Genomic DNA, 25,768 nt, shown 5'->3' on the forward strand with positions numbered 1-25,768 from the left:
CTCCTGAAGACGCTCTGCTGCCCGCGCCCCCTTCTAGCTGATCGGCGCGGGCGGTTCCGCGCCCTGTTGCGCGGCCTTCATCTCCATCAGCAAGCTGTGCAGCATCTCGGTGGACAGGCCGTGCAACACCAGCCGATAGCCCGCCCGCAAGGTCGACATCGGCACCAGCGGGTGGCTGTTGTTGACCAGGATCAGGTGCTGCGGCGCGCCCAGCAATTTGGCCGCGTAGATGCCGATGGTTTCATCCAGCTGCAACGAGTTGGCCGCGCGCCAGAAGTCGTTGTCGGTCAGCATCAACTGGTACAGCGGGGTAAACAGTTCGATGGCGCTTTGCAGGTCCAGGAAGTTCAGCTTGCCTTGCGGCATGTCTTCCAGCTTCAGCGGCGGGTCCTCGATCATCGAGAAATCGACCGACTTGGGCGCATGCATTTCCACGCCCGCCTCGCGCAGTGCCTGGTTCAGGCGGATCACGAAGTTGAACAGGTTCAGGTCGTGCTTGACGAAGAGTTCGTCCTTCAGGTCGTCAATGTCCAACGGCTTGAGCGGCGTAGTCGTGATCGGTACCGGCGAGTTCGCGCCGATGAACGCCAGCGCCTGCGCGCCCAGGTGAAAGTGCCGCAGGATCAGCCAGTTGGCCTCGGGCGATACGAAGCGCTTGAGCCCCCAGGCCAGGATGCGATGCAGCAGCCGGGAATGCGACCAGCGGCGCGGCAGGAACGTCTTGACCACCTGGATCACGATGATGAAGGCGCGCGCCAGCGGACGCAGGAACGGCAGCAAGTACTGACGCGAGGCGCAACTGGAATCGGTCAGCCAGGCCTTTTTCACCTTGTCCGGCAGCGGCGTGCTGCGGTCCAGGTACAAGGCCAGCCAAGGGCTGGGGTCGGCCGGATCATGCGCCTTGGCCAGGAATTCGGGTTCCTTGCTCATGCGGCATCGCCCTCCATGACATGGTGGAACTGCATCAGGTACAGCGCGGCGGTGCGGCGGGCGGTGTCCACGATGCGTTGTTCGGCGCGGCCGTCTTCGTCGCAATCCAGCGCCAGTTCCACGGCCGACAGCCAGCGCGCCAGGTGATGCTCGTCGTTGTGGCCGTGATATTCAAGGAAGCGGAATGCGTCGGGCGGCAGCTTCAGGCTGGCCTTGAGCAAGGGCAGCAGCGCAGGCACGATGCGCTGGCCCGTGCCTTCGATGATGTAGATGGCGCCCAGCAGCCCGATCGGGTCACGCGTGGCGGCCAGGCCGTGCAGATAGGCGTTCAGCGCTTCGCCGCCGGGGTTGCGGTGCAAGGCGTCGATGTTGTCCACGGTGCCGCCCGCCGTGCGGTAGTCCTGGAACAGGATCTGGAAATCGTTTTGCTCTTCGCCTGCGTGCATGTCGATCAGCGCGGCAAGCGGCGCGTATTGCTCGGTCAGCGACGCCGCGCCCTCGCGCATCCACTTGCTGCCTTCGCGCACCTGGGGAATCCAGTTTTCCATCCAGTTCAGATAATCGCCCGTCTGGAATTCGCGGCGGCGCAAGCGGCGCACCACCGGCGTGCGCCACACGCGCGAACGGTAGTCGTGCCAGATGGCGGCCAGCTCGGTCAGCAATTGGCCCAAGCCTTGCGGGGCCATGTCGGGGTCATGCGGCGGCGCGATGGCGTCGGCGTCATCGCTTTGCGTGTCGATGCGGGCGGTGGATTTGGCGGCCGGGTTTGCGGCCAGATTCACAGGATGATCGGCCGTGGACCGCGACGCCCCGGCCACGGCCGGCGCCTGCACCGCTTCCGCTTCCAGCAACATGTAGGCCGCCATGAAACGCCCCGACTCGGGGATATAGCAAAAAATCTGTTCGCCCGGTTTGATCTCACGCGTTTCCAGGAACTCGGCCAGCATGATCAAAATCGACGCCGCGCCCGTATTGCCGCGCCACGCCAGGTTGCTGAACCAGCGTTCACGCGGAATCACCAGGCCGGCCTTTTCCATCAGGTCTTCGACCACGGGGATGAATTTTTCCGACGAGTAATGGCACAGGAAATGGTCGACCTGATCCGGGTCCACCCAACCATCGCGCACCAGCTTGGCGTATTCATGGATGCCGATGTCGAACAGATGCGGCAACAGCCGGATGTCCTGGCGCAGCGACAAGGCGCCGTCGGCTTCGGCCTCGTTCCAGGACGGATAGTCCAGATGGCCCTTTGCGCGGTCGGCGGACAGGCCCAGCTGCATGCACACCGGGTAATCGCCCGAGAACGACCGCTGATGCACCCACTTCAGTTTCAGCCTGACGCCCTTGGACGCCCCGGCCAGCGCGCGGCCGCTGTTGCCCAGCAGCAAGGCGCCCGCGCCGTCGGACAGCATCCAGCGCAGGAAATGCGCATCGAAATCGGCGTCGTACCCGCGCGCCGCAAAGCGCGATCGCTTGAACAGACGCGACGGCAATTCGCTGGCCACGGCCAGCGCACTGGCGTGCCCGCCCATCTCGACGCCTTGCGCCGCCGCCTGGATCGCCGATACCCCCGCCGCGCAGATGCCGTGCACCGACAGCGTTTCCATCGGCTGAGCAGCAAGCTCGCCCTGGATCATGTTGGCGAAACCCGGCATCAGGGCGTCGCCGCCCGACGACCCGCTGGTCAGCATGGACACGGCCGACAGGTCGCTGTCGGCGCGCCGCAGGCAATCGCGAATGGCGTTGGCCGCCAGCTGCGCATTCGTATAGACCGTCTGGCCTTCCGCGTCGATAGCGTAGTAACGGTGCTTGATGCCGTTCTCGGCAAGGATGCGGCCTTTGATGCGGCTGGACATGCGGTTCAGCGGCGCGATGTAGTTGTCCATCGCCTCGTTGGACACGGGTTCGCCCGGCATGAAATAGCCGGCGCCTTCCAGGTAGACACGATTAAACGCGATAGGCATGTGACAGGCCTCGAGTGGTAATGGGTAAGGCGCTAGCGAACATGCTCGGGCGCCATGCAGGAACGGCTGCGCAGGCGCGGTACGAAGGCGCCCAGCACGAAGACACGGAACATATACGGCACCAGCCCCGCTTCATTGAGCGCCGGGTTGACGCGCGCGCGATAGTGTTCGCGATGCAGCCGGGTCAGTTCGGACCAATGCGCGCGCGGGTGCTCGTGATGCGCGGTGTGCAGGCCGATGTTGAACAGCAACGGGTTGACCAGCCCTTCAAAATTGCGTGCGTAGTTCAGGCCGGCAACATGGCGCGGCCCGCCGTCGGCATGGGCGTGCTGCAAGTAGTTGGTGGCCAGCAACCAATGCAGGCCATGCAGTTGCGGCACGATCACGAACACCAGCGCCTTGACGGGGTTCACGGCCAGCAGCCCACCCCATAGCCCCAGCCACGCCCCGTATTGCGCCATGCTGTAGCGCCACGCGCCCGGCCAGTGGCGGCGCAGCCGGCCCAGCCACGCGAAGAACATCGGGTACAGCACCCAGCCCGCCTGAAACGGGTGCAGCACGTAGCCCCACAGGTGGTTGGTGTCGCCGCCAAAACGATAGGTGCGCGCGGCGTCGCGCGCACCATGCTTGTAGCGATGATGATTCGCCACATGGGCCGGGTAAAAGACGAAGGTCGGGTGCCCTTGCAGCAGCGTGATCCAGAAATCGGTTGCGCGGTTGGTCCAGCGGCCGCGCCACATGCGGATGTGGGTGTGGTTGTGGTGGATGACGCCGATGCCCAGCGTCAAGAACAGCATCAGCGCGTAAAGCGGCCACCAGAATCCGTACACCCATTGCCAGGCCGCCAGCGCGGGCAGCGTGGCCAGGTAGGCCAGGCTTTGCCAGTCGCGCCGGTTGCGCAAGGACGGCAGGCGCCGCCGGGTGTCAGGCTTTGCCGCCAACAGCGTCTCTGCGCTGGAATGCATCCAGCTGGTTTGCCGCGGCCTCGGCCTTCAGGCGCGTCCGAAACAGGCGGTCCATAAACGTAAACTGAAAACCGTAATTGCCGTTGTAGCAGGCGTGATGCAGATGGTGACGCCGGCTGGCGGCGAACCAATGCGCGTAGGACACCTTGGGGAAAAAGTCGTAGTTGGCATGGCCGATGCAATTGAAGAACAGGCTGAACAGCGGCACCGACGCCAGCGCCCAAAAGCTGAAATCATGCAACACCATCGGCAGCATGATGACGTTGCCCAGCATCAGCGCTTCGATGGGGTGAAAGCTGTAGGTCGAGAACGGCGTTGTAACCACGGAGCGGTGATGCGGCAGGTGGAAACGACGCAGCAGCTTGGTGTGCAGCAAGCGGTGGTTGACCCAGAAATGGACATCGTTCCAGGCCACCAGCACCAGGATTTCGACCACGACTTTTTGCCAGCTGGGGTTCGGGTCCAGATGCGCCCAGCCCAGTTGCAGCAGGCCCCACGGGAAAATCATGCCGGTGCCGAACAGCAGGATGGACAGGCCGGATTGCGCGAGTTCCCGGCGTAGCTGGCCGGGCCCCAAGGGGCGCGGATCCAGCGGCTTGCCGATGCCCAGTGCGGGCAACACGTGCTGGGTCAGCAGCCAGGTAGCCGCGCCGAAGACCAGATAGATGCCGCCGAAAAACAGCAGCCCCGCCAGCATCACCTGCCAGGCGGACAAGGCTTCAAAAGCTTGGGCCATGAACGTTTTGTTTCACCCCGAAGAATGGCCGCATCATAAGCAATCCGTCAGCATCCCGGTAGGGCATTTATTACCAAATGAATCCGGGCAACACAAAGCTGATGGACCGCAACGTGATCGCGGCCTAACTTCCGTCTACTGGCAAGGAAACTGGCGGTTCAGGCCGGCAACGGCCGCATCCAGACGCACCGCCAACGCCGCGCTGGCGGCCGGCATCGGCTGCCGCAATTCGTCGATCAACAAGCCTTGACGACTCAGCTGCGCCTTCAGCGGCCCGGGGTTGGGTTCTTCGAAGGCCAGGCGGATCACCGGCGTCAAGGCGTGGAACAACCGCCGAGCGACGTCCAACTGCTGTGCGCGCACCGCTTGGTACATGGCGACGAACAGATCGGGCCGCACATGCGCGGCGGCCGCGATCATGCCCGCCCCGCCCAGGCACAGCACCGATAAGGTTTGCAGGTCTTCGCCCGCCAGCACATTCATCTGGCCGTCGGTTATCAAGGCCAGCGTCTTGTCCAGCGACCCGCCGCAATCCTTGATGGCCGCCACGTTCGGATGCGCGGCCAGCGACAGCAACGTCGATGTCTCAAGCGTTGTGCCCGTGCGGTAGGGAATGTCGTACAGCACCAGGGGAAAGCGCGAAGCATCGGCCAGGCGGCGAAAATAGGCGGCGGCTCCGTCCTGGCCCGCTCGCACGTAATACGGCGCCGGGGCCAGGATGCCGGCCAGCGGCCGCGTGCCAAAGGCGGACAGGCGTTGCAGCACGTGCCCTAGGTGGTTGCCCGCCAGCCCCATGATGACGGGCAACCGGCCGGCTTCGGTCAGCACGGCGTCCAGCACCGCCAGTTGCTCGGCGTCGTCCAATGAGGCGGCCTCGCCGGTGCTGCCACACACGACCAGCCCGTCGACGCCCGCCGCCGCGTAGTGGCGCACCAGGCGACGCAAGGCGCCCCCGTCGACAACACCGCCCGAAAACGGCGTGACCAGCGGCACCCACACGCCTTGGAACACAGATTGTTGAATGGACATGAGAACACTCCTTCGATGTAAGCGGACCGCGGTTGGACCGTACAGAAGTGCTCGGGATATCAGGGGTGCGCAAGAGGCGCCAAAGCGCCGCCAGAAGGCCGCTGTTCCGTCGCCCATCTGACGGAACAGCATGCTCCGGTCAGATGAGCGGCTGTTTTTTGGATTTCAGGCCGACGGCAGCCAGCACCACGCCCAGGGCGCGGATACAGGAAGCGGATTGGATGGCCTGATGAATCATGAATGAATAAAACGATAAGACGCGCGTCGGCGGCTGATGCGGAAATCTACCGGGCGGCCGTTGGCGTGTCAACGGCCGGCGCTTAGCCCAGGCTGGCCAGGAACACGGCGCACAGCGCCTGCATGCCTTGGCGGTCGTCTTCGTCGAAGCGGTCGGGCACGGGGCTGTCCACATCCCACACGCCGATCAATTCGCCTTGATGCACCAGCGGCACCACGATTTCGGAACGCGACGCGGCATCGCAGGCGATGTGGCCGGGAAATGCGTGCACGTCCGGCACCAGCTGCGTCTGACGCTGGCTGGCGGCCGCGCCGCACACGCCGCGATTCAGCGGAATGCGCACGCAGGCCGGCTTGCCCTGGAACGGGCCAAGAACCAGTTCGGTGCCGTCAAAAAAATAAAAGCCCGCCCAGTTCAGATCGGGCAAGGCTTGGTACGCCAGCGCGCTGAGGTTGGCGGCATTGGCGATGCGGTCGGGCTCGCCCTCCAGCAGCGCGCGGGCCTGCGCGACCAATTCGGCGTACAGGGCGGACTTGGACTCGGCGACGATCGGGGCGGCTTCGAACATGGCGATAAATGTAACTGTACAGGCGGTTTTCGATGCAGGTGATTTTAGGGGTTCCGCGCGTTAAAGGGGCCGGGCTGCTACCGTATGGGACAATACTTTTTTGTCGCAGTCCCCTACACAAGCCTCTCCCTTTACCCTTCTTCTTCAAGAAGCAATCCATGGACAAGCCTCTCGAACCTGCGTTTTCCTTTTCGGAACGCGCCCAGCAACTTACCAGCTCCGCCATCCGCGAGATCCTCAAGGTCACCGAGCGCCCCGAAGTCATTTCGTTCGCTGGCGGCTTGCCGGCGCCCGGCGGCTTCCCGGTAGAAGTGGTACGTGCTGCGTTCGACAAGGTACTGTCCACCAACGGCCGCGCGGCCTTGCAATACGGCCCCACCGAAGGTTATGCGCCGCTGCGCCAATGGGTTGCCGACGACTTGAACCGCGCGGGCGCCAACGTTGCCGCCGACCAGATCCTGATCGTCTCCGGTTCGCAGCAAGCGCTGGACCTGCTGGGCAAGGTACTGATCGACAAGGACAGCAAGGTCCTGGTCGAAGACCCCAGCTACCTGGGCGCGCTGCAATCGTTCAGCCTGTACCAGCCGAAGTTCGTGCCGGTGCCCACCGACGAAGGCGGCCTGATCCCCGAATCCATCACGCCCGAACTGGCCGACGGCGCGCGCTTCCTGTATGCGCTGCCCAACTTCCAGAACCCCACGGGCCGCACGCTGAACCTGGAACGCCGCATCGCGCTGGTCAAGCGCGCCGCCGAACTGAACCTGACCATCATTGAAGACGACCCCTACGGCGAACTGCGCTACGCAGGCGAGCCGCAGCCCGGCCTGGTGGCGCTGGCCGCCGAATACGGCGCCAACGTTGTGCGCCTGGGTACGTTCTCGAAGGTACTGGCCCCGGGCCTGCGCCTGGGCTATATCGCCGGCGCCCGTCCGCTGATCAACAAGCTGGTGCAGGCCAAGCAAGCGACCGACCTGCACACGCCCACGCTGACGCAGATGGCCGTGTACGAAATCGTCAAGGACGGCTTCCTGGAAGAGCACCTGCCCAACGTGCGCGAAATCTACCGCGCCCAGGGCAGCTGCATGCTGGAGGCCATCAAGCGCGAATTCCCGTCCACCGTGACGTGGACCAAGCCGGAAGGCGGCATGTTCATCTGGCTGACGCTGCCCGAGCACATGGACAGCACCAAGCTGCTGGAAAAGGCCATCGCGCAAAACGTGGCCTTTGTGCCCGGCGCGCCGTTCTACAGCGGCGTGGGCAAGCAGAACACGCTGCGCCTGAGCTTTGCCACCGTGCCGGAAGACAAGATCCGCACCGGCATCGCCATCCTGGGCAAGCTGCTCAAGGAATACACGGCATAAGCAAACCGTAGCTTTCTGGGCAATGCGGCCTGAAAGCCGCACCCTGAACGGCGATTGACCTTCAACGGCCGGGCGCAACGCCCGGCCGTTGTTTTATGCTGTCGGCTTTCCCGACCAAATTCTGACCGTGACAGTGAGCGCCTCGCAACAACCTCCCGTCGACCTCAGCGACATCGTTTTCACCGACTGGGTCGAACGCTGGCTTCCGAAATCCTGGCGACCCTACGCCCGCCTGTGCCGACTGGATCGGCCCATCGGCACGTGGCTGACGCTGCTGCCGGCCGTGGCCGCGCTGGTGCAGTCGGCCGGTGGTCTGCCCGACCTGCAACGGCTGATCGTCTTTTCGCTGGGCGCGCTGCTGATGCGCGGCATCGGCTGCACCGTCAACGACATGTGCGACCGCAACTTCGACAAGCACGTCGAACGCACGCGCTTCCGGCCACTGACCAGCGGCCAGCTGTCGATGAAGAACGCAGTGTGGTTCCTGCTCGGGCAACTGCTGGTGTGCGGATCGCTGCTGTTTTTCCTGAACGAAATGAGCCGCTTGCTGGCCCTGGCCGTGCTGCCCTTCGTGTTCATCTATCCGCTGTGCAAGCGTGTCACGTACTGGCCGCAAGTGGTGTTGGGCATCTGCTTTAACTGGGGCATGCTGATGGCCTGGTCCGACACGCAAAACGTCGTGCCGCTGGCCGCCATCGCCATGTGGTTGGGCGCGGTGCTTTGGCAGGTGGGCTACGACAGCATCTATGCGTACGTCGACGTGCGCGACGACCGCAGCCTGGGGCTGCATTCCACCGCCATGCGCTTTGGCGATCAAGGCAAATTGTGGATCGGCGGTTTCTACGCCGCGACCGTCCTGCTGTGGGCCTGGGGTGGTTACGCCATGGGTTTGTCGTGGGCGTATCAGGTTGGCATGGCCGCCGTCGCGGTGCATCTGGCATGGCAGCTGAAGGTGTTCGACATCCAGCGCCCCGACCGCAACTTCATGCTGTTTCGCGCCAACCTGTGGCTGGGCGCGCTGCTGGTAGCAGCGGCGTTGGCAGGCACGCTGATCCGGTGATCCGTTGGTCCGCTGATCCGTTGGTCCGCTGATCCGTCGGTCCGCTGATCCGTTGGTCCGCGGGATCCGTTGGTCTGCTGATCCCTTGGCCCGCCAAGGACGACGCCCCAGGGCGGACCGCAGCGCACCGCCGGCGCCGGCGCCGGCCCGGCCCGGCCGCCAACCACGGGCCGCCGCATTGCCGCCTGCGCCAGATCAGGCCATCATGGTGTTTCCGCAACGCCTTACGGAGACACCGCATGCCCTCTTTCGTTAAATCCCTGGCCGCCGCCGCTGCGTGCGCCGTGTTCGGCACCCTGCCCGCTCAGGCCGCCACCGATTGCTCGGCCCAACGAGGCTGCGCCGCCAAGTTCTGCGAAATCGAAAACGACATTGCCGCTGCGCAAGCACAGAACAACACGCGCCGCGAAGCCGGCTTGAAGAAGGCCTTGGCCGAAGCCCGGGCAAATTGCACCGACAGCCGCCTGCAATCCCAACGCGAAGCAAACGTGCGAGAGAAGCAGTCCAAAATGTCCGAGCGCGAACAAGAGCTGAAGGAAGCCCGCGCCAAGGGCAAGCAGGACAAGATCGATAAGGCGCAGCGCAAGCTGGAAGAAGCCCAATCCGAGTACAACGCGGCGCTGGTGGAACTGAATCGCTAAGCGGCGTCAGGCACTCACAGCCACCGCCGCCCCGTAAAGCCCCGGTCCAAAGCCGGGGCTTTGCTTTTTGGCGACCCCGGCCACTTTGCCGGGCGACGCGGATGCGAATGGTCATCGGGGGTCGCCACCGACCACAACCTATCGTGTCATCAGATGGAAATATCGCCATCTATGGTGCCATCCGGTTAAATCCACGTCGATTAGTACATTTTTTGGAAAGATGTTTTCAGGTAATAAGGGTTTATCCCGAGGTTGTTTGAGCACAGAATGCATCTCATCGGGACACAGCAAGCGAACCCCCGGCAATGACGCCAGCGGTTCGAATCCCAAGCTCACAAGACACCGGAGGTCTGCTATGAAAACCCTTGCTACCGCATTGATGCTGTCCATGTCCGTTCTGGCCGCTGGCGCGCAAGCCGCCGAAGCCGACCAAGCCCCCACCCGCGCTCAAGTGCAAGCTGAACTGCAACAAGCCAAGGTCTCGGGTCAATACACGTTTGGCGAAGAAGGCTACCCCGCCCCCATCGCCCAGAAGTCCAGCCTGACCTCGCAACAAGTTCAAGCTGAACTGGCCCAAGCCAAGAACGCCGGCGAAGTCACCTTCGGCAACCTGGACTACCCGCCCGTCGCCGCCGCTGAACACACCACGTCGCTGAGCCGCGCCCAAGTTGAATCGCAACTGGCTCAAGCCAAGGCAGAAGGCCTGGTGACCTTCGGCAACATGGACTACCCCCCCATGGGCAGCTGATCCACTGGCCTGAAAAGGCCGTGACAGCCCCATCGAAAGCCCCTCGGCAAACGCCGGGGGGCTTTGTTTTTGACGCTTCGACTACTTATTAAGTCGTTTTGTCGATAACTTAAGCCGTTACGACACTTTCGGTTCTACAAATCGACAGCGCTCCCGCATAGGATGAGGCCACCCCATCCCCCCATCCGCAGGAGCCGCACCATGTCCACGTCAGCCACCCGCCCCATCGTTTTGCTGGGCGCCGGAAAAATCGGTTTTGCCATCGCCTTGATGCTTGAACGCAGCGGCGATTACTCGGTGCTGGTTGCCGACCAGGATCCAGCCCGGCTGGGCGTGCTGGCCGAATTGGGCTGCCAAACGCGCCAGATCAGCGACGACGACTCGGTGGCGCGTTGCATCGAAGGCGCTTACGCCGTCGTCAACGCCCTGCCGTTCCACCGCGCCACCGCCGTAGCAGGCCTTTGCGCGCGCGCGGGCGTCCATTACTTTGACCTGACCGAAGACGTCGCCAGCACCCACGCCATCCAGGCGCTGGCGGGCGACGTGCGCAGCGTGTTGATGCCGCAATGTGGCCTGGCGCCGGGCTTCATCGGCATCGTCGGCAACGCGTTGGCCCGCCGCTTCGACACCTTGCTGGACTTGCGCATGCGCGTGGGCGCCCTGCCGCGCTACCCCTCCAACAGCCTGCGCTACAACCTGACCTGGAGCACCGAAGGCCTGATCAACGAATACTGCAACCCTTGCGAGGCCATCGTCGACGGCAAGCTGACCAGCGTGCCCGCGCTGGAAGGCTACGAAACCTTTGCGTTGGACGGGGTTGAATACGAAGCCTTCAACACGTCGGGCGGGCTGGGCACGCTGCCCGCAACGTTGTTGGGGCGCGCCCGCAACGTCGACTACAAGTCCGTGCGCTACCCCGGCCACTGCAACATCATGAAGTTGCTGCTGAACGACCTGCGCCTGCGAGATCGCCGCGATCTGCTCAAGGATATTTTCGAGTCAGCCATTCCCACCACCGAGCAGGACGTCATCGTGATCCAGGCGTCGGCATCCGGCCATCGCCACGGCCGGCTGCAAGAAGAGTCCTATCCCGTCCGCGTGTTCGGCGCCGATGTGGACGGCCACCGCCTAAGCGCGATCCAGCTGTCCACCGCCGCCGGCATTTGCGCCGCGCTGGACCTGGTGGCGCAAGGCGTCTTGCCGCAAAAGGGGTTTGTGGGCCAGGAAGCCATCGACCTGGACGCCTTGCTGAACAACCGCTTTGGCCGCGTCTACGCCGGCAAGCCGCTGGCGCTGGCCGGCTGCGCAACGGCCGACCGCTAACACGCCATGCCCGTCGGGCCGACAAGGCCCGCGCCCCAGCCCAAGCCCAAGCCCAAGCCCCAGCCCAAGCCCAAGCCCCAGCCCCAGCCCATTCGGCGCTACGTCCAGCCTTCCAGACGCAGCGTCGCGCGCACCAGGCGCTGTTCTTCCTGTTCGATATCCGACAAACTCTGCCGCACGCTGTCCACATGGTCGGCGGCGGCTTTGCGCGCCTGTTCGGGCTGGCGCCCCGTCACCGCGTTGTACAGCCGGGTGTGCTGACGGTCGATCTGCCGCTTTTCCGGTTCGCGGTGATACAGGTTATTGACGCATGCAAAAACCGACCCCAGCAGCAGGTCGGTCAGCGATTGCAGCGTATGCACCAGCACCGGGTTGTGCGACGCCTCGCAGATCGCCAGGTGAAACGCGTGGTCCAGATGGGCGTGCGTGGCTGTGTCGGTGGCCGTGCCCTGCGCGGCAACCATGTCGTCATAGCGCCGGCGGATCATGATGAAGTCGGCTTCGGTGCCCCGGATGGCAGCCAGCCGGGCGGATTCCGCTTCAAGCAATGAGCGCACTTCCAGCAGGTCGTACAGCGTGCGCGGCTGCGAATTGAACAGGTGCATCAGCGGCCCGGCATCCACCTTCGAGATGTGCGCCACGAAGGACCCCTTGCCTTGCGCGGTGTGAATGATTTCACGCGCGCGCAGCAGCTTCAGGCCTTCGCGCAGCGCGGTGCGCGACACGCCCAGCTTTTCGGTCAGCCGCCGTTCGGACGGCAAGGCCTGCCCCGCCTTGAGCACGCCATCCAGGATCAGGCGCTCGATTCGCTCGGCGACTTCGTCCGCCACCTGGCGAGGCTTTTCTTCTGTTTCCGCGTACATGCAATCTCCGCACCAGTGGTATGACCAAGCCGGCCATGGGGTTTCGGCTATCCGCCACACCTCTGTAAGGTGCTGATATAAAAACATAAAAATCGCCTGCCTGTCTTACGGCGACTAAATAAACTGGTATGACCAGTTGGTTTTCGGGTAGACATGGGCGCGGGTGCGAACGATGATGTCAGGACAGATTCGCCCGGCGCCCGGCGCCGGCCAGCCCTTCTTACCGCTAGAGACCCGCATGACTCAACGCACCCAGCAACACGGCCTGCAAGTGGCGGCCAATCTCACCCAATTCATCGAACAGGAAGCCCTGCCCGGCACCGGCCTGGATGCAGACAGCTTCTGGCAGGGTTTTGCGGCGCTGGTACATGACCTGGCGCCCAAGAACCGCGCCCTGCTGGCCGAACGCGACCGTCTGCAAGCCGAGCTCGACGCCTGGCACCGCGCCAACCCCGGCCCCATCGCCGACCCGGCCGCCTACCGCAAGTTTCTGGAAAGCATCGGCTACCTGCTGCCCCAACCGGCAAGCGTGCAAGCCACCACCGACAACGTCGATACCGAAATCTCGCAGCAGGCCGGTCCGCAGCTGGTCGTGCCGATGTCCAACTCCCGCTATGCATTGAATGCCGCCAACGCACGCTGGGGCAGCCTGTACGACGCGCTTTACGGCACCGACGCCATCCCCGCCACGCCCGGCGATACGGGCAAGGGCTACAACCCCGAGCGCGGCGCCGCGGTCATTGCGCGCGCACGCAGCTTTCTGGACACGGCCGCCCCGCTGGCCAATGGCTCGCACGCCGATGCGCAAAGCTACACCGTTGAAGGCGATCAACTGCGCGTCAACCTGGCCAAGGGCGTGGTCACCAGCCTGAAATTCGGCTCGCAATTCGCCGGCTACCAAGGCGACGCGTCAGCCCCCACGGCCATCTTGCTCAAGAACAACGGCCTGCACTTTGAAATCCAGATCGATCGCGCCAACGCCATCGGCAGCACCGACGCCGCGGGCGTGAAAGACGTGCTGGTCGAAGCCGCGCTGACCACCATCATGGACTGCGAAGACTCGGTTGCCGCCGTCGACGCCGACGACAAGGTGCACATCTATCGCAACTGGCTGGGCCTGATGAAGGGCGACCTGACCGAAGCCGTCACTAAGGCCGGCAAAACCTTCACGCGCAAGCTGAACGCCGACCGCCAGTACACGCGTCCGGACGGCAGCGCGCTGACCTTGCACGGCCGCTCGTTGATGTTCGTGCGCAACGTGGGCCACCTGATGACCAACCCGGCCATTCTTGACCGCGACGGCCAGGAAATCCCCGAAGGTATTCTGGACGCCGTCGTCACCAGCCTGGCCGCGCTGCACGACCGCACCGCCAAGCTGAATTCGCGCACCGGGTCCGTCTACATCGTGAAGCCCAAGATGCACGGCCCGGCCGAAGCGGCCTTCGCCAGCGAATTGTTCGACCGCGTCGAAGACCTGATCAAGGTGCCGCGCAACACCCTGAAAATGGGGATCATGGATGAAGAGCGCCGCACCAGCATCAACCTGAAAGCGTGCATCGGCGCCGCCGCATCCCGCGTGGCGTTCATCAACACGGGCTTCCTGGACCGCACCGGCGACGAGATGCACTCCAGCATGGAAGCGGGCCCGATGCTGCGCAAGGGCGACATGAAGTCCACCGCCTGGATCACCGCCTACGAACGCAATAACGTGCTGGTTGGCCTGGACACGGGCCTGCGCGGGCGCGCCCAGATCGGCAAGGGCATGTGGGCCATGCCCGACCTGATGGCCGCCATGCTGGAACAGAAAATCGCCCACCCGAAGGCCGGCGCCAACACCGCCTGGGTCCCCTCGCCCACCGCCGCCACGCTGCACGCGCTGCACTATCACCAGATCGACGTGCAAGCGGTGCAAAAGGAACTGGAACGCACCAAGCTGGACAGCGTGCGCGACGACTTACTGGGCGGGCTGTTGAGCGTGCCGGTGGGCGATCCGTCCAAGTGGTCCGCCGCCGACATCCAGCAGGAGCTGGACAACAACGTGCAGGGCATCCTGGGATACGTCGTGCGCTGGATCGACCAGGGCGTGGGTTGCTCGAAGGTGCCCGACATCCATAACGTCGGTCTGATGGAAGACCGCGCCACGCTGCGCATTTCCAGCCAGCACATCGCCAATTGGCTGCGCCACGGCGTGACCAACAAGGAACAGGTCACGGAAACCTTCAAGCGCATGGCCAAGGTCGTTGATGGCCAGAACGCCGGCGACCCGCTCTACCAGCCGATGGCCGGCAATTTCGACACGTCGCTGGCCTTCAAGGCGGCCTGCGCACTGGTGTTCGAAGGCTTGACGCAGCCCAACGGCTACACCGAACCGTTGCTGCACAAGTACCGTCTGCAATTCAAGGCTGCCGCGCAGGCCTGACCGCCGATCGCGCGGATCATTGCACACCAAACCGGGCAGCTTGGGCTGTCCGGTTTTTTTTGGCTCTGCATCAGGCTCGCGCCAGCGCATGTGGACTGCCGACCGGCGGGTGGCGACTCGCGACTCGCGACTGCACGCAAAAAATAGCCGGTCCATTTCGCACGACCGTGCTAAATTTCGCTTCATGACTGCCAAAACGGAAAAAAGCGAGCTGACCTTCGCGGCCATTGTGGACGCGGCCTTGGCCATGGCCGCCACCCAGGGCATGGAAAGCCTGTCGCTGGGCCAGGTCGCCAAGCGGCTGGGCATCAGCAAAAGCGGTGTGTTTTCCCGCGTGGGCTCGCTGGAAGCCTTGCAGCAGGCCGTGCTGGACGAATATGACCGCCGCTTTGTGGCGGCCGTTTTCACCCCTGCCATGGCGTACCCGCGCGGGCTGCCCCGCTTGACCGCGTTGGTATCGCTGTGGGTGGAACGCGCCAGCAACGTGGAAATGGCCACGGGCTGCGTCTACGTGGCCGGCGCGTTCGAATACGACGATGTGGAATCGCCGCTGCGCGCCTTGCTGGAAAACAACCTGCGTCGATGGCGCGCCGCCATGGTCCGCACGGTGCGCCAGGCGCTGGACGCCGGCCATCTCCGGCCGGATACCGACCCCGAACAACTCGTCTTCGAGGTGTACAGCCTGATGATCGGGCTGATGCATGACGCGCGTTTCCTGCGCGATCCGCAAGCGCCCGCGCGCGTGCGGGCGGCCTATGACAGGCTGATATCAACGTACCGCAGCTTCACAATTTCAGAATGACGGGTGGCGTGACAGGCGTGGAAGCACGCCTGTGGCTCGATCCGGATTGATTTGACGCAGGCGGCATCGTCCGCCCCCTTGCCGGCCGGTGCCGGCGTTTTAATCGCTTAATTTCGCACGATCGTGCGAAATATAAACAGGAGCTTGTCATGTGGATACTGATCGCGCTGGCCGTCTTGGCCGTCATCGCCTGCCTCTGGCGGCAATGGACGGCGCTGCTGCGTCAATTGCCCGACCGCGCCGAACATCTGGTCCTGTTCTAGTGAACAACGGCGATCCCGGTCTATATTCCGGTTTAGTCCCAATCGAATTTCGCCATGCCGCGTTCCGTCCATCTACTGATCGTCGATCCGCAGAACGACTTCTGCGATTTGCCCGAGCCCTACCTGCCGCGCGACCCGCTGACCGGCCAAGCCACGCGGCCCGCGCTGCCCGTGCCCGGCGCGCATGCCGACATGCAGCGGCTGGCAAGTTTCATTGACGCCACCGCCTCCGCACTGACCTCGATCACCGTAACGCTGGACTCCCACCATCGCGTCGACATCGCGCATCCCACGTTCTGGCACACCGGCAAGGGCGAGCCCGTCGCCCCCTACACGCCAATAACCGCCGCGCAGCTGCGCGCCGGCCAGTTCGTGCCACGCCATGCCGACGACCTGCCCCGAACCGCCACCTATCTGGACGAACTGGAAGCACGCGGCCGCTACACGCTGATGGTGTGGCCCGTGCATTGCGAGATCGGCACCTGGGGGCACAACGTGCATCCCGACGTGCGCGCCGCGTACAACCGCTGGGAAGACGCCGGCCAATTCATCGTGCGCAAGGTGCCCAAAGGCACCAACCCGTGGACCGAGCACTACAGCGCCTTGATGGCCGAAGTGCCAGACCCCGACGATCCGCGCAGCCAGTTGAACCGCGCGCTGCTGGGATCGCTGGATCGCTCAGACCTGATTCTGGTCGCGGGCGAGGCCGGCAGCCATTGCGTGCGCGCCACCGTCGAACATCTGGCCGAGCATCTGCCCGGCGGCAACCTGTCCCGCATCGTCCTGCTGACCGATTGCATGAGCCCCGTGGCCGGATTCGCCGACGCACAAACCGCGTTCTTGCAACGCATGCGAGACCTGGGCATGCAAGAACGCACCAGCGTGGACATGGCGCGCGCATTGCAACACTGAGCGCGCAATGACAACGGCCGCCTGCAAATGCCGGGCGGCCGTGATGGGAAATCGGATTCACTGCTGACTGCTGGCTGCTCAATGCGGAGCGCTGACCGGCGCGAAAACCCGCGCCGTCGCGATTTTTTTACGTCTGGCCGCAGTTACACAGTGGGTGCGGATTCGGATGCGGCTGCGGCGGGCTTGGCTGCCTTGTCGCACTCCACATACAACGCACGGATGGCCTCGCACAATGCGGGCGGCTGCTGGAATAGCCGCGACACCAGCAGGCAACCTTGGACGGTGGCAAACACCGCGCGGCCGGCCGCATCGGCCGTACCAGAGAACTTCAGCGTCCCTTGCGCCGCGCCTTCAGCCAGCACACGCGCCAGCCAGGCTTCGTGGGCACGGAAAAATCCCTGCAACGCGCCGCGCACGCGGTCGGACAGGCTCATGATGTCGGCGGCCAACATGCCGCCCAAACACAGTTCGCCCGAACCGCAAGCCCGCGATTCCATCATCGACAGGTATTGCTCCAGCTGCGCCTGGGCAGGCTGCGCGGTATCAATGGCACGGACGGCGCCCAGCGCGCGCGCGCTGTAGGCCTCGACTGCTTCATACAGCAGGTCGTCCTTGCCAGGAAAGTAGTAGTGGATGCTGGACGTCTTCACGCCCACATGCTCCGCCAGATCGCGGTAGCTGAAACCATTGCACCCGCGCGTGCGGATGAGCTTCTCGGCGTGCGCCAGCAGCAGGTCTCGGGTGGTGTTGGGGGTCGGGGTGTCCATGGCTGAATATTACCTACTAATAGGTCGGTCCGTCATTGGTGGCCGCCCTAGGGTGTGGGCCTTGGCCCGTGCGAACCCCGGCCGGGAAACATCCCGCCCCCCGGGGTTCGCATGTGCCGGCATCGGCTTAGCCTTGCACGGGCGGGTAGTCCAGTTCGCCGCTTTCGGTCAGGCCTTGAGCGCGGGCAGCGGCCAATTCTTGCTTGACCTGTTCGCGGCTCTTGTCGGCGCCAACCGACGCGAATGACGTGGCGGCGTAGCCTTCTTCGCCCGACACCAGCTGCCCATTCGCGCGGGCGGCGGCCAACTCTTGCTGCACTTGGGCACGCGTCACGGTGCTGGCGGTGTTCAGTTCGGGCGGGTAGTCCAGTTCGCCGGCTTGAGCGGCGGCACCGATGAACGAGGCGGACAAAATCAGGGCGGATACGAGGGTCTTCATGGTGAATCTCCAGTAGAAAGGGATGCTGCGTGATGCGGATCAGGGGTATGTCGCGTTTGCGAAGCTATCTATGGCTAGATAGACAAGCGCCTAAAAAAATCAGCCTTGAACGGGCGGGTAATCCAGTTCGCCGCTTTCGGTCAGGCCTTGAGCACGGGCAGCGGCCAGTTCTTGCTTGACCTGGGCGCGGGTCTTGTCGGCGCCAACGGAGGCAAACGCGGTCGCGGCGTAACCTTCTTCACCGGACACCAGCTCGCCATTTGCCCGGGCGGCGGCCAGTTCTTGCTGCACTTGGGCACGCGTCACGGTGCTGGCCGTGTTCAATTCGGGCGGGTAGTCCAGTTCGCCGGCTTGAGCAGCGGCACCGATGAACGAGGCGGACAAAATCAGGGCGGATACGAGCGTCTTCATGGTTGATCTCCAGATGAATAAACGAGGCTTGCGTTGATTCGATTAAGCTAGGTTTTTGGTTTAGCTATCTACTTGTAGGTAGACAACCGGGGAAATAAAAAAGCGGTCCTACTGTATTTCTGGCTTCGGCGTCAGCGGCGTTTTGTGTGTGCTGCGTCGATGGATGAATCTTACCTACTACTAGATAGACAACGCAAGCGGGTTTTGTGAAACCAAATATTTCGGCCTATCGGGTCGCCGCCACCAGCACCATCATCGGCCGGTCCATCTCTTCGGCAAGCGCGGGCTGGGCGGCCAGTTGTTCCTGGGTAGGCGCCCACTCTTGCACGTGCGCGATGGTGAACCCGGTCTGGATCAGCAAGTTCAGATAAGCGCCCAGCGTACGGTGCTGCTTGATGACGCCCTTGGCCAACCAGTCCGTGGTGCGCGGCCCTTGAACGGCGTACTGGTTCAGCGGCCAGATGCGCCGGCCCGAGGCGTCCTGCACGAAGGCGGGGCTGGCGGGCGCCGTGTAGATCGGGTGTTCCGCCGAGAACACGAAATGCCCGCCCGGCACCAACGCTTGATGGACGGTGGCAAAAAGCTCAGCCAGCCGCTCGATGTAGTGCAGCGTCAACGAGCTGTAGGCCAGGTCGTAAGCCGCCGCCGGCAATTGCAGTTGCTCCAGGTCGGCGCGCTGATACACGATGCCGCCGGCGGCTGCCGAGGCAGACGTGCCACCACGAGCCCGGTCCAGCATGTTTTGCGACACGTCCAGACCCAGTATCTCGCTGGCGCCCTGCGCCTGCGCCCATCGGCAGAACCAGCCGAAGCCGCAACCCAGGTCCACGACGCGGCGGCCCTGCAACGGTGGAATCAGCGCGCGCAACGCCGGCCATTCGGGCGCGCCGTCCAGGCCGTGCACCGACCGCGCCATCTGGCTGTAAGCCTCGAAAAACTCGGCAGTGTCATAGATGTTTTGCGTCATGGTGGTGTGCCCCTTGCGATGCGCCAGCGCCGGCCCGAACCGGGCTCGGCAAGACTTGGCCGGCGTTGCTGCACCTTACCAGGACCGTGGCGACGCGCCATAGCGCGCCTTGAAGACCTTGCTGAAATGGCTAAGGCTGGAAAAGCCGACCTCGCCCGCCGCCTGCGTCACGCTCATGCCCGCTTGCAGCAGATCCGATGCGCGCGCCAGCCGCATTTCGCTTAAATACGCATGCACCGATCTGCCCACGCATTCACGCATCAACTGCTGAAGCCGCTTTTCAGACAGGGCCACTTCCCGGGCAAGGCGCCCCGGCGGCCAATGCTCGGCGCAGCGATCGCGCAATAGCTCGCACGCGCGGTGCACGCGTTGATGTTCGTGCGCCAAGGGGCCCGACAGCGCGTCGGGCAACGACAGCAATTGCACAAAGGCCGACAGCATTTCCAGCGATTTGGCGCAATACCAAAGCCGCCTCGCTTCCGGCGCGGGTGGGGCCTCGCCGGTCAGGCTGCCCGCCAGCGCCAGCAAGCTGGTCGGGGCATCCAGCGATGCCACCAGGGACCCTTGCGCCGGCACGCTGACGTCGCGGTGAAACCGCTTGCGCAGCAGCGCAACGGGCATCGAACCACTTGCGCGCGTCAGCGCGTCGGGCGTGTAGCGCACGTCTATCATCCGCACGCGGCGATGGGCCGGCAGGTGGGTTGCCCAGCCGACGGCGTGTTCGTGGTTGAACAAAAGCGCCGCGCCACCGGCCACCTTCAGGGGCTCGCCGCCTTCCACCGCCAGCACAGCCTCGCCTTCCAGCCAGACCTGCATGCCGAACACCGGGGCGCCCGGCGCGGGAATCGTCAGCGTCCGACGGGGCGATCCGTCCAGCACCACCAGGCTGACGCCGTCGTCCACCCTCAGCACGCGCTCGATCACGTCTTCCCAGTCGTCCGTGGCCGGTACGGTCGGCAGCGTGCCGCGCCACCACTCGTGCCGCTTGGGCGGTGCGGTGCTGGGCTCGGGCAGAGACAGAATGGGCAAGGGCGCGGCGGCGCTGGCGGGCATGGGAAAGGGGCGCAAAAACGGGGCAGCAGCAAAACCGTCAAACGGCGCCGAAAAAACGTCAGACAGCAAAAGCGGGATCTGGAATCATGCCGACGCACAGAAATGATTCTTGTTAATTATAAATTGATCCAGGGGTAACACCGTGTCCTTTTCAGTCAAGCCGCTGCCGCTGGCGTTGCTGGCCGCCCTTGCGGCGTCCGCATCCGCCTCTGCCATCGCGCAAACCGCCCAGCCCGCCCAAGCCACCGGTAACGGCGTCACCACCCTGGCGCCGGTCGTGGTGCAAGGGGTGCGCGACGCGTCGCCGACCTCCGGCGCGGACTATGTGGCCACGCGCAGCCGCTCGGGCACCAAGTCAGATGCCGAACTGATCAACACGCCCCAGACGATCAACGTCATTACCCGCAAAGAAATGGACGAACGCGGCGTCACCTCGGTCGCGCAAGCCGTGCGTTACACCCCCGGCGTCTTCGCCCAATACGGCGACAACGACGTGCGCTATGACTGGCTGACCGTGCGGGGCTTCACGCCGTCGCGCTATCTGGACGGACTGCTGCTGCCCTTCGGCGCGCGCGGCTATTCGCAACCGCGCATCGACACCTACGGCCTGGAACGCATCGAAATCCTGAAAGGCCCGTCGTCCGGACTGTATGGGCAAAGCGCGCCAGGCGGCCTGGTCAACATGACCAGCAAGCGCCCCACCGCCGAACCCATCAATGAAGTGGTGTTGCAGGCAGGCAGCTTCAACCGCTATCAAGGCGCGTTCGATTTCTCGGGCCCCGCCGACGAAGAAGGCAAGTTTCTGTACCGCTTGACGGGCACGCTGCGCGACAGCGACACGCAATACCAGCACGTAGACGATGAACGCCAGTTCATCGCGCCCAGCTTCACGTGGCGCCCGTCATCCGACACCAGCTTGAACGTCAGCGCGCAGTACCAGAAGATCACCAGCCACGGCGGCGGCGGCGCCCCCGTGCTGCCCGTCATCGGCACGCTGGAAAAAAGCGCCACGGCGGGCTACATCCCGCGCGACCGCTTTGTCGGCGAGCCCGGATACGACATCTTCACCAACGAACAAACCATGGTCGGCTACACGCTGGACCACCGCTTGAACGACACGTGGAGCCTGCGCCAAAGCGCCCGCTACACCAATGTCGACACCAACACGCGGCGCGTGCAGATCGGCGCCATGGTGTCGGACACGCAGGCCATCCGCTACGCCTGGGCGTTTCCGGAAACGTCGCATACCTTCCAGATCGACAACCAGTTGAATGCCAAATTCAACGCCGGTCCCACGCGCCATGACATCACCTTCGGCCTGGACTACCTGCGCGAAAAATCCCGCTATAACGAAAGCAGCCTGGGCCTGATGCTACCCCCGGCCTCCCCGCTGTTCAACGTGTTCGACCCGGACTACGGCACGTCCGTGACGCGCCCGCCCACGGCCACCAAAATCAACATGACGCGCAGCCAGTTGGGCCTGTACGCGCAAGACCAGATCGAACTGGACCGCCTGCGCTTCACCTTCGCCGGCCGTTATGACTGGACCGAAGGCACCACCGACAACGGCGTCGCGGGTAGCGGCGGCCAATGGGGCTGGACGTCGCGCAGCGCCGATGCCGACCGCTTCACTGGCCGCGCCGGCGTGACCTACCGCTTTGACAACGGCATCGCGCCGTACTTCAGCTATTCCACGTCGTTCCAGCCGATGACCGGCATCACGCGCGACGGCTCGCCGCTCAAGCCCACTACGGGTGAGCAATACGAGGCCGGCGTGAAATACCAGCCCGAGGGCTACGACAGCTTTGTCACGCTGTCGGCCTTCCAGATCACGCAGAAAAACGTCAGCACGCCCGACCCGGTCAACACCAGCTTTGTGGTGCAGACGGGCGAAGCGCAGGTGCAGGGCATCGAGCTGGAAGGCAAGGCCAGCTTCGATAGCGGGCTGGACCTGACGATGTCGTATGCGCTGAGCGATAGCGAAGTCACCAAGACCAACGTCGCCGCCCAGCGCGGCAACCAGATGATTTTCGTGCCGCGCCATCAAGCCGCGCTGTGGGCCGACTACACCCTGCGCGAAGGTCCGCTGCAAGGCGTCGGCGTGGGCGCGGGCGTCACATACCGTGGCGGCTTCTACGGCGACTTGAACAACCGCTACGCCCTGCCCGCCGTCACCCTGGTGGACGCCGCCATCCGCTACGACCTTGGCCGCGTCAGCCCCACCCTGGCCGGCGCGCAAGTCGCGCTGAACGTGTCCAACCTGTTCGACAAGCGCTACGTCGCCAACTGCCTGGGCACGGCCGTCAGTTGCTACTGGGGCGCCGAACGCACGGTGATGGCGACGTTGCGGTATCGCTGGTAGGTCGGCCCTACGCCGACAATTGCCGCATGACGGCGATCAGGTCCGACTTGCCTTCGAACCCGATGCCGGGAAGTTCCGGCATCGTGACGTAGCCGCCGTCGACTTTCACGCCATCGGGAAAGCCGCCAAACGGCTGGAACAGGTCCGGGTAGCTTTCATTGCCGCCCAGGCCCAAGCCGGCAGCAATGTTCAACGACATCTGGTGGCCGCCGTGCGGAATGCAGCGGCTGGCCGACCAGCCGTGCTGGCGCAGCATGTCCAGCGTGCGCAGATACTCCACCAGCCCGTAGCTCAGCGCGCAATCGAATTGCAGCCAATCACGGTCCGGGCGCATGCCGCCGTATCGGATCAGGTTGCGCGCGTCCTGCATGGAAAACAGGTTTTCGCCCGTCGCCATCGGGTTGTTGTAGTAGTTGCGCAAGGTGGCCTGCAACTCGTAATCCAGCGGGTCGCCCGCCTCTTCGTACCAGAACAGGTCGTACTGCGACAGCGCCTTGGCATACTGGATCGCTGTGTCCAGATCGAAGCGGCCGTTGGCGTCCACCGCCAGCTTCTGCCCGTCTTGCAGCACGCTCAAGATGGAATCGATGCGGCGCAGGTCCTCGTCCAGCGACGCGCCGCCAATCTTCTTCTTCACCACCGTGTAGCCACGATCGATGTAGCTGCGCATTTCATCCTTGAGCTTGCCGTGGTCCTGGCCCGGGTAGTAATACCCGCCGGCCGCGTAGACAAACACGCGGCGGTCGGCTTGCCCATTGCCGTAGCGATCCGCCAGCAACTGGAACAGCGGCTTGCCTTCGATCTTGGCGACCGCATCCCACACCGCCATGTCGATGGTGCCAATGGCCACCGAGCGCTCGCCATGGCCGCCCGGCTTTTCGTTCGTGAACATCGCGTTCCAGATCTTGTGCGGGTCCAGATTCTTGCCCGTCGCGTCCACGAGCGATTCTGGGTCGGCTTCCATCACGCGCGGAATAAAGCGCTCGCGCATCAGCTTGCCCTGGCCGTATCGGCCATTCGAATTGAAGCCGTAGCCCACCACCGGCTTGCCGTCACGGATCACGTCGGTGATCACGGCGACCAGGCTCAGCGTCATCTTGCTGAAATCGATATAGGCGTTGCGGATGGGCGAGCTGATGGGCAGCGTCTGTTCGCGGATCTCGACGATTCTCATGGGTGTCTCCTGATGCGCCGACTGTGGCGGCGCGGGTAAGTTCAGAACCCCTAGCGTAGAGGCGAACACCCGCACTAAGATTCACCCATATTCATTTGATTATTAACTTTCAGTGAAAACCGACATCGCATCCGAATTGGAGTTTTTCATCCATCTGGCCCGTCTGGGCAGCCTTTCGGCGGCCGCACGCGAACTCGACCTGACGCCCCCCGCCGCCACCAAGCGCCTGGCGCTGATGGAACGGCGGTTGGGCGTGCGGCTGGTCAACCGCAGCACCCGCAACCTCAGCCTGACTCCCGAGGGCGAAACCTACCTGGCGCACGCGTCAAAGATCCTTGAAGACCTGCGCGCCATGGAAGACGCGGTTTCCAGCAGCGGCGGCACACCACGCGGCCCGCTGAAAGTGAACGCCACCTTGGGATTCGGCCGCACCACCATCGCCCCGCTGGTCTCGGACTTTGCCAAGCGCTATCCCGACGTGCAGGTACAGCTGGACGTGACGGACCGGCCGGTGGACCTGGTGGAAGGCGGATTCGACCTGGCGATCCGTTTCGGCGAACTGCCCGACAGACGCCTCAGCGCCCGGCGCGTCATGTCCAACGGCCGCTTCCTGTGCGCGTCCCCGCGCTATCTGGACAAGCACGGCACCCCCACCACGCTGGCCGATCTGGCCTCGCACCGCTGCATCCTGCATACGCAAAACGACGAAGCACACGGCGTCTGGCGATTCACCCGCGAAGGCGAAAGCGTGGCAATCAAGGTGGATGGGGCGCTGTCCAGCAATGACGGGGATATCGTGCTGGGCTGGGCACTGGACGGCCATGGCATCTTGATCCGCTCGGAATGGGATCTGGCCAAGTATTTAAAAAGCGGACGGCTGCGAATGGTATTACCCCACTTCGCGCTGCCGTCCGCGGACCTCTTTGTGTACTACCCGCAACGCAGAAATCAAACTGCGCGGGCGCGGGCGTTTATTGATTATCTGGTTGAGGTGTTTCAAGCGCCGAACAAATAAAAAGCCCTCGCTTTTGCGAGGGCCCTTTCATAGCTGCGTAGCCGTTGGGAAAAATCAGAACGGAATATCGTCGTCCATATCCGCCAAATTCGCACCGCTGCTGGCCGGGGCCGCTGCGGGGGCCGGGCGCTGTTGCGGCGCCGGGCGTTGCGCCGGGGCGCGTTGCTGTTGCGGACGCGACGGGGCGTCGTCGTAGCCACCGCCACCACCGTAGCTGGCGCCGCCGCCACCGCCGTCTTCGCGGCCGCCCAGCATTTGCATCTGGTCAGCCACCACTTCGGTGCTGTAACGGTCAGCGCCGGTGTCCTTGTCTTGCCACTTGCGCGTCTTCAGACGGCCTTCGATGTAGACCGAGCGGCCTTTCTTCAGGTATTCGCCGGCGATTTCAGCCAGGCGGTTGTACATGACGACGCGGTGCCATTCGGTTTCTTCGCGGCGTTCGCCGGAAGCCTTGTCCTTCCAGGTGGAGGTCGTGGCGATGGACATGTTGCAGATTGCAGCCCCTTCCGGGCTATAGCGGACTTCCGGGTCGCGACCCAGATTGCCCACGAGAATGACTTTGTTAACCGATGCCATGCCGATGTCCCTCAGTTGTTGACAGCCTGCGCCTGTGCGTTGCCGCGAGCGCGCCGGCAACAACATAAAAAGCGATGTTGAAGACCGGCTTCATGAAACACGCCGGTCATCATGACAATGACCGGCGACGCCTGGGATCCTGACGACCCCCACTTCCGTGAAGCCCTAAATTGGTACGTATT

At 63.9% G+C, this 25,768-nt stretch carries 24 protein-coding genes; 10 read left to right on the top strand and 14 right to left on the bottom strand.

Going from position 1 to position 25,768, the window contains the following annotated elements:
* Window positions 1-33: 33 nt before the first annotated feature.
* The 6 genes from DVB37_RS27375 to DVB37_RS27400 all read right to left on the bottom strand — a co-directional run bounded on the left by DVB37_RS27375 (window position 34) and on the right by DVB37_RS27400 (window position 6,430).
* Window positions 34-930 carry a hypothetical protein gene (locus DVB37_RS27375; RefSeq protein WP_104142521.1) on the bottom strand — a complete coding sequence of 299 codons (897 nt, stop codon included), beginning with the start codon at window positions 928-930 and terminating at the stop codon, window positions 34-36.
* Complete coding sequence (locus DVB37_RS27380; RefSeq protein WP_104142519.1) at window positions 927-2,894, bottom strand: StlD/DarB family beta-ketosynthase; 1,968 nt, start codon at window positions 2,892-2,894, stop codon at window positions 927-929. Before DVB37_RS27380 ends, DVB37_RS27375 begins: the two co-directional genes overlap by 4 nt.
* A 32-nt stretch (window positions 2,895-2,926) precedes the next feature.
* Entirely contained in the window at window positions 2,927-3,859 is a 933-nt protein-coding gene (locus DVB37_RS27385; RefSeq protein WP_205571597.1) for a fatty acid desaturase, read from the bottom strand.
* On the bottom strand, window positions 3,819-4,595 hold the full coding sequence (locus DVB37_RS27390) for a sterol desaturase family protein (RefSeq protein WP_046802936.1): 777 nt from the start codon (window positions 4,593-4,595) through the stop codon (window positions 3,819-3,821). The genes DVB37_RS27385 and DVB37_RS27390 overlap by 41 nt, the downstream gene beginning before the upstream one ends.
* 135 nt (window positions 4,596-4,730) lie before the next feature.
* Complete coding sequence (gene dapA / locus DVB37_RS27395; protein ID WP_120157292.1) at window positions 4,731-5,624, bottom strand: 4-hydroxy-tetrahydrodipicolinate synthase; 894 nt, start codon at window positions 5,622-5,624, stop codon at window positions 4,731-4,733.
* A 320-nt stretch (window positions 5,625-5,944) separates the two neighbouring features.
* Window positions 5,945-6,430 carry a GAF domain-containing protein gene (locus tag DVB37_RS27400; protein ID WP_050448331.1) on the bottom strand — a complete coding sequence of 162 codons (486 nt, stop codon included), beginning with the start codon at window positions 6,428-6,430 and terminating at the stop codon, window positions 5,945-5,947.
* A 158-nt stretch (window positions 6,431-6,588) separates the two neighbouring features.
* Here DVB37_RS27400 and DVB37_RS27405 point away from each other — a divergent pair, with 158 nt between their 5' ends.
* The 5 genes from DVB37_RS27405 (at window position 6,589) to DVB37_RS27425 (ending at window position 11,563) form a co-directional block, all read left to right on the top strand.
* Entirely contained in the window at window positions 6,589-7,791 is a 1,203-nt protein-coding gene (locus tag DVB37_RS27405) for a PLP-dependent aminotransferase family protein (protein ID WP_046802933.1), read from the top strand.
* Between the two features lie 133 nt (window positions 7,792-7,924).
* Window positions 7,925-8,851, top strand: coding sequence for a 4-hydroxybenzoate octaprenyltransferase (ubiA, locus tag DVB37_RS27410; RefSeq protein ID WP_120157671.1), 927 nt, complete (start codon window positions 7,925-7,927; stop codon window positions 8,849-8,851).
* A gap of 239 nt (window positions 8,852-9,090) precedes the next feature.
* The gene (locus DVB37_RS27415) at window positions 9,091-9,492 is read left to right on the top strand and encodes a DUF1090 domain-containing protein (RefSeq protein WP_120157293.1); all 402 of its coding nucleotides are present in this window, start codon (window positions 9,091-9,093) and stop codon (window positions 9,490-9,492) included.
* Between the two features lie 355 nt (window positions 9,493-9,847).
* A complete protein-coding gene (locus DVB37_RS27420) occupies window positions 9,848-10,240 on the top strand; it encodes a DUF4148 domain-containing protein (RefSeq protein WP_082134336.1) in 393 nt (130 codons plus the stop codon).
* A gap of 201 nt (window positions 10,241-10,441) precedes the next feature.
* Window positions 10,442-11,563, top strand: coding sequence for a saccharopine dehydrogenase family protein (locus DVB37_RS27425; protein WP_120157294.1), 1,122 nt, complete (start codon window positions 10,442-10,444; stop codon window positions 11,561-11,563).
* Window positions 11,564-11,661: 98 nt separating this feature from the next.
* Here the strand turns inward: DVB37_RS27425 and glcC are convergent, their stop codons facing one another.
* Window positions 11,662-12,426 (bottom strand): transcriptional regulator GlcC, encoded by a 765-nt coding sequence (gene glcC, locus DVB37_RS27430; protein ID WP_046802929.1) that lies wholly within the window; start codon window positions 12,424-12,426, stop codon window positions 11,662-11,664.
* 238 nt (window positions 12,427-12,664) lie between these two features.
* Between glcC and DVB37_RS27435 the strand changes: the two genes are divergently transcribed.
* From DVB37_RS27435 to DVB37_RS27445, 3 genes are all read left to right on the top strand, one after another.
* A complete protein-coding gene (locus DVB37_RS27435; protein WP_120157295.1) occupies window positions 12,665-14,845 on the top strand; it encodes a malate synthase G in 2,181 nt (726 codons plus the stop codon).
* Window positions 14,846-15,029: 184 nt separating this feature from the next.
* On the top strand, window positions 15,030-15,647 hold the full coding sequence (locus DVB37_RS27440; RefSeq protein ID WP_104142512.1) for a TetR/AcrR family transcriptional regulator: 618 nt from the start codon (window positions 15,030-15,032) through the stop codon (window positions 15,645-15,647).
* Between the two features lie 317 nt (window positions 15,648-15,964).
* The gene (locus tag DVB37_RS27445; RefSeq protein WP_104142510.1) at window positions 15,965-16,822 is read left to right on the top strand and encodes a cysteine hydrolase family protein; all 858 of its coding nucleotides are present in this window, start codon (window positions 15,965-15,967) and stop codon (window positions 16,820-16,822) included.
* Between the two features lie 143 nt (window positions 16,823-16,965).
* Here DVB37_RS27445 and DVB37_RS27450 read toward each other — a convergent pair whose 3' ends face one another.
* The 5 genes from DVB37_RS27450 to DVB37_RS27470 all read right to left on the bottom strand — a co-directional run bounded on the left by DVB37_RS27450 (window position 16,966) and on the right by DVB37_RS27470 (window position 20,459).
* Window positions 16,966-17,589: a TetR/AcrR family transcriptional regulator gene (locus tag DVB37_RS27450; protein ID WP_120157296.1), complete on the bottom strand. Its 624-nt coding sequence runs from the start codon at window positions 17,587-17,589 to the stop codon at window positions 16,966-16,968.
* 127 nt (window positions 17,590-17,716) lie between these two features.
* Window positions 17,717-18,028: a DUF4148 domain-containing protein gene (locus DVB37_RS27455; protein WP_046802924.1), complete on the bottom strand. Its 312-nt coding sequence runs from the start codon at window positions 18,026-18,028 to the stop codon at window positions 17,717-17,719.
* Between the two features lie 99 nt (window positions 18,029-18,127).
* A complete protein-coding gene (locus DVB37_RS27460; RefSeq protein WP_104142507.1) occupies window positions 18,128-18,439 on the bottom strand; it encodes a DUF4148 domain-containing protein in 312 nt (103 codons plus the stop codon).
* A 226-nt stretch (window positions 18,440-18,665) separates the two neighbouring features.
* Complete coding sequence (locus DVB37_RS27465; RefSeq protein ID WP_120157297.1) at window positions 18,666-19,406, bottom strand: bifunctional 2-polyprenyl-6-hydroxyphenol methylase/3-demethylubiquinol 3-O-methyltransferase UbiG; 741 nt, start codon at window positions 19,404-19,406, stop codon at window positions 18,666-18,668.
* 75 nt (window positions 19,407-19,481) lie between these two features.
* Complete coding sequence (locus DVB37_RS27470) at window positions 19,482-20,459, bottom strand: AraC family transcriptional regulator (protein WP_120157672.1); 978 nt, start codon at window positions 20,457-20,459, stop codon at window positions 19,482-19,484.
* Between the two features lie 142 nt (window positions 20,460-20,601).
* Here DVB37_RS27470 and DVB37_RS27475 point away from each other — a divergent pair, with 142 nt between their 5' ends.
* Entirely contained in the window at window positions 20,602-22,821 is a 2,220-nt protein-coding gene (locus tag DVB37_RS27475; protein WP_120157298.1) for a TonB-dependent siderophore receptor, read from the top strand.
* Between the two features lie 7 nt (window positions 22,822-22,828).
* Here the strand turns inward: DVB37_RS27475 and DVB37_RS27480 are convergent, their stop codons facing one another.
* Window positions 22,829-23,995, bottom strand: coding sequence for a mandelate racemase/muconate lactonizing enzyme family protein (locus DVB37_RS27480; RefSeq protein ID WP_120157299.1), 1,167 nt, complete (start codon window positions 23,993-23,995; stop codon window positions 22,829-22,831).
* A gap of 112 nt (window positions 23,996-24,107) precedes the next feature.
* Between DVB37_RS27480 and DVB37_RS27485 the strand changes: the two genes are divergently transcribed.
* The gene (locus tag DVB37_RS27485) at window positions 24,108-25,010 is read left to right on the top strand and encodes a LysR family transcriptional regulator (RefSeq protein WP_120157300.1); all 903 of its coding nucleotides are present in this window, start codon (window positions 24,108-24,110) and stop codon (window positions 25,008-25,010) included.
* Window positions 25,011-25,064: 54 nt separating this feature from the next.
* Here the strand turns inward: DVB37_RS27485 and ssb are convergent, their stop codons facing one another.
* Complete coding sequence (gene ssb, locus DVB37_RS27490; protein WP_046802916.1) at window positions 25,065-25,586, bottom strand: single-stranded DNA-binding protein; 522 nt, start codon at window positions 25,584-25,586, stop codon at window positions 25,065-25,067.
* Window positions 25,587-25,768 lie beyond the last annotated feature (182 nt).

Origin of the sequence: Achromobacter sp. B7 (assembly GCF_003600685.1) — a bacterium.
In the GTDB taxonomy this organism is placed as follows: domain Bacteria; phylum Pseudomonadota; class Gammaproteobacteria; order Burkholderiales; family Burkholderiaceae_B; genus Achromobacter; species Achromobacter spanius_B.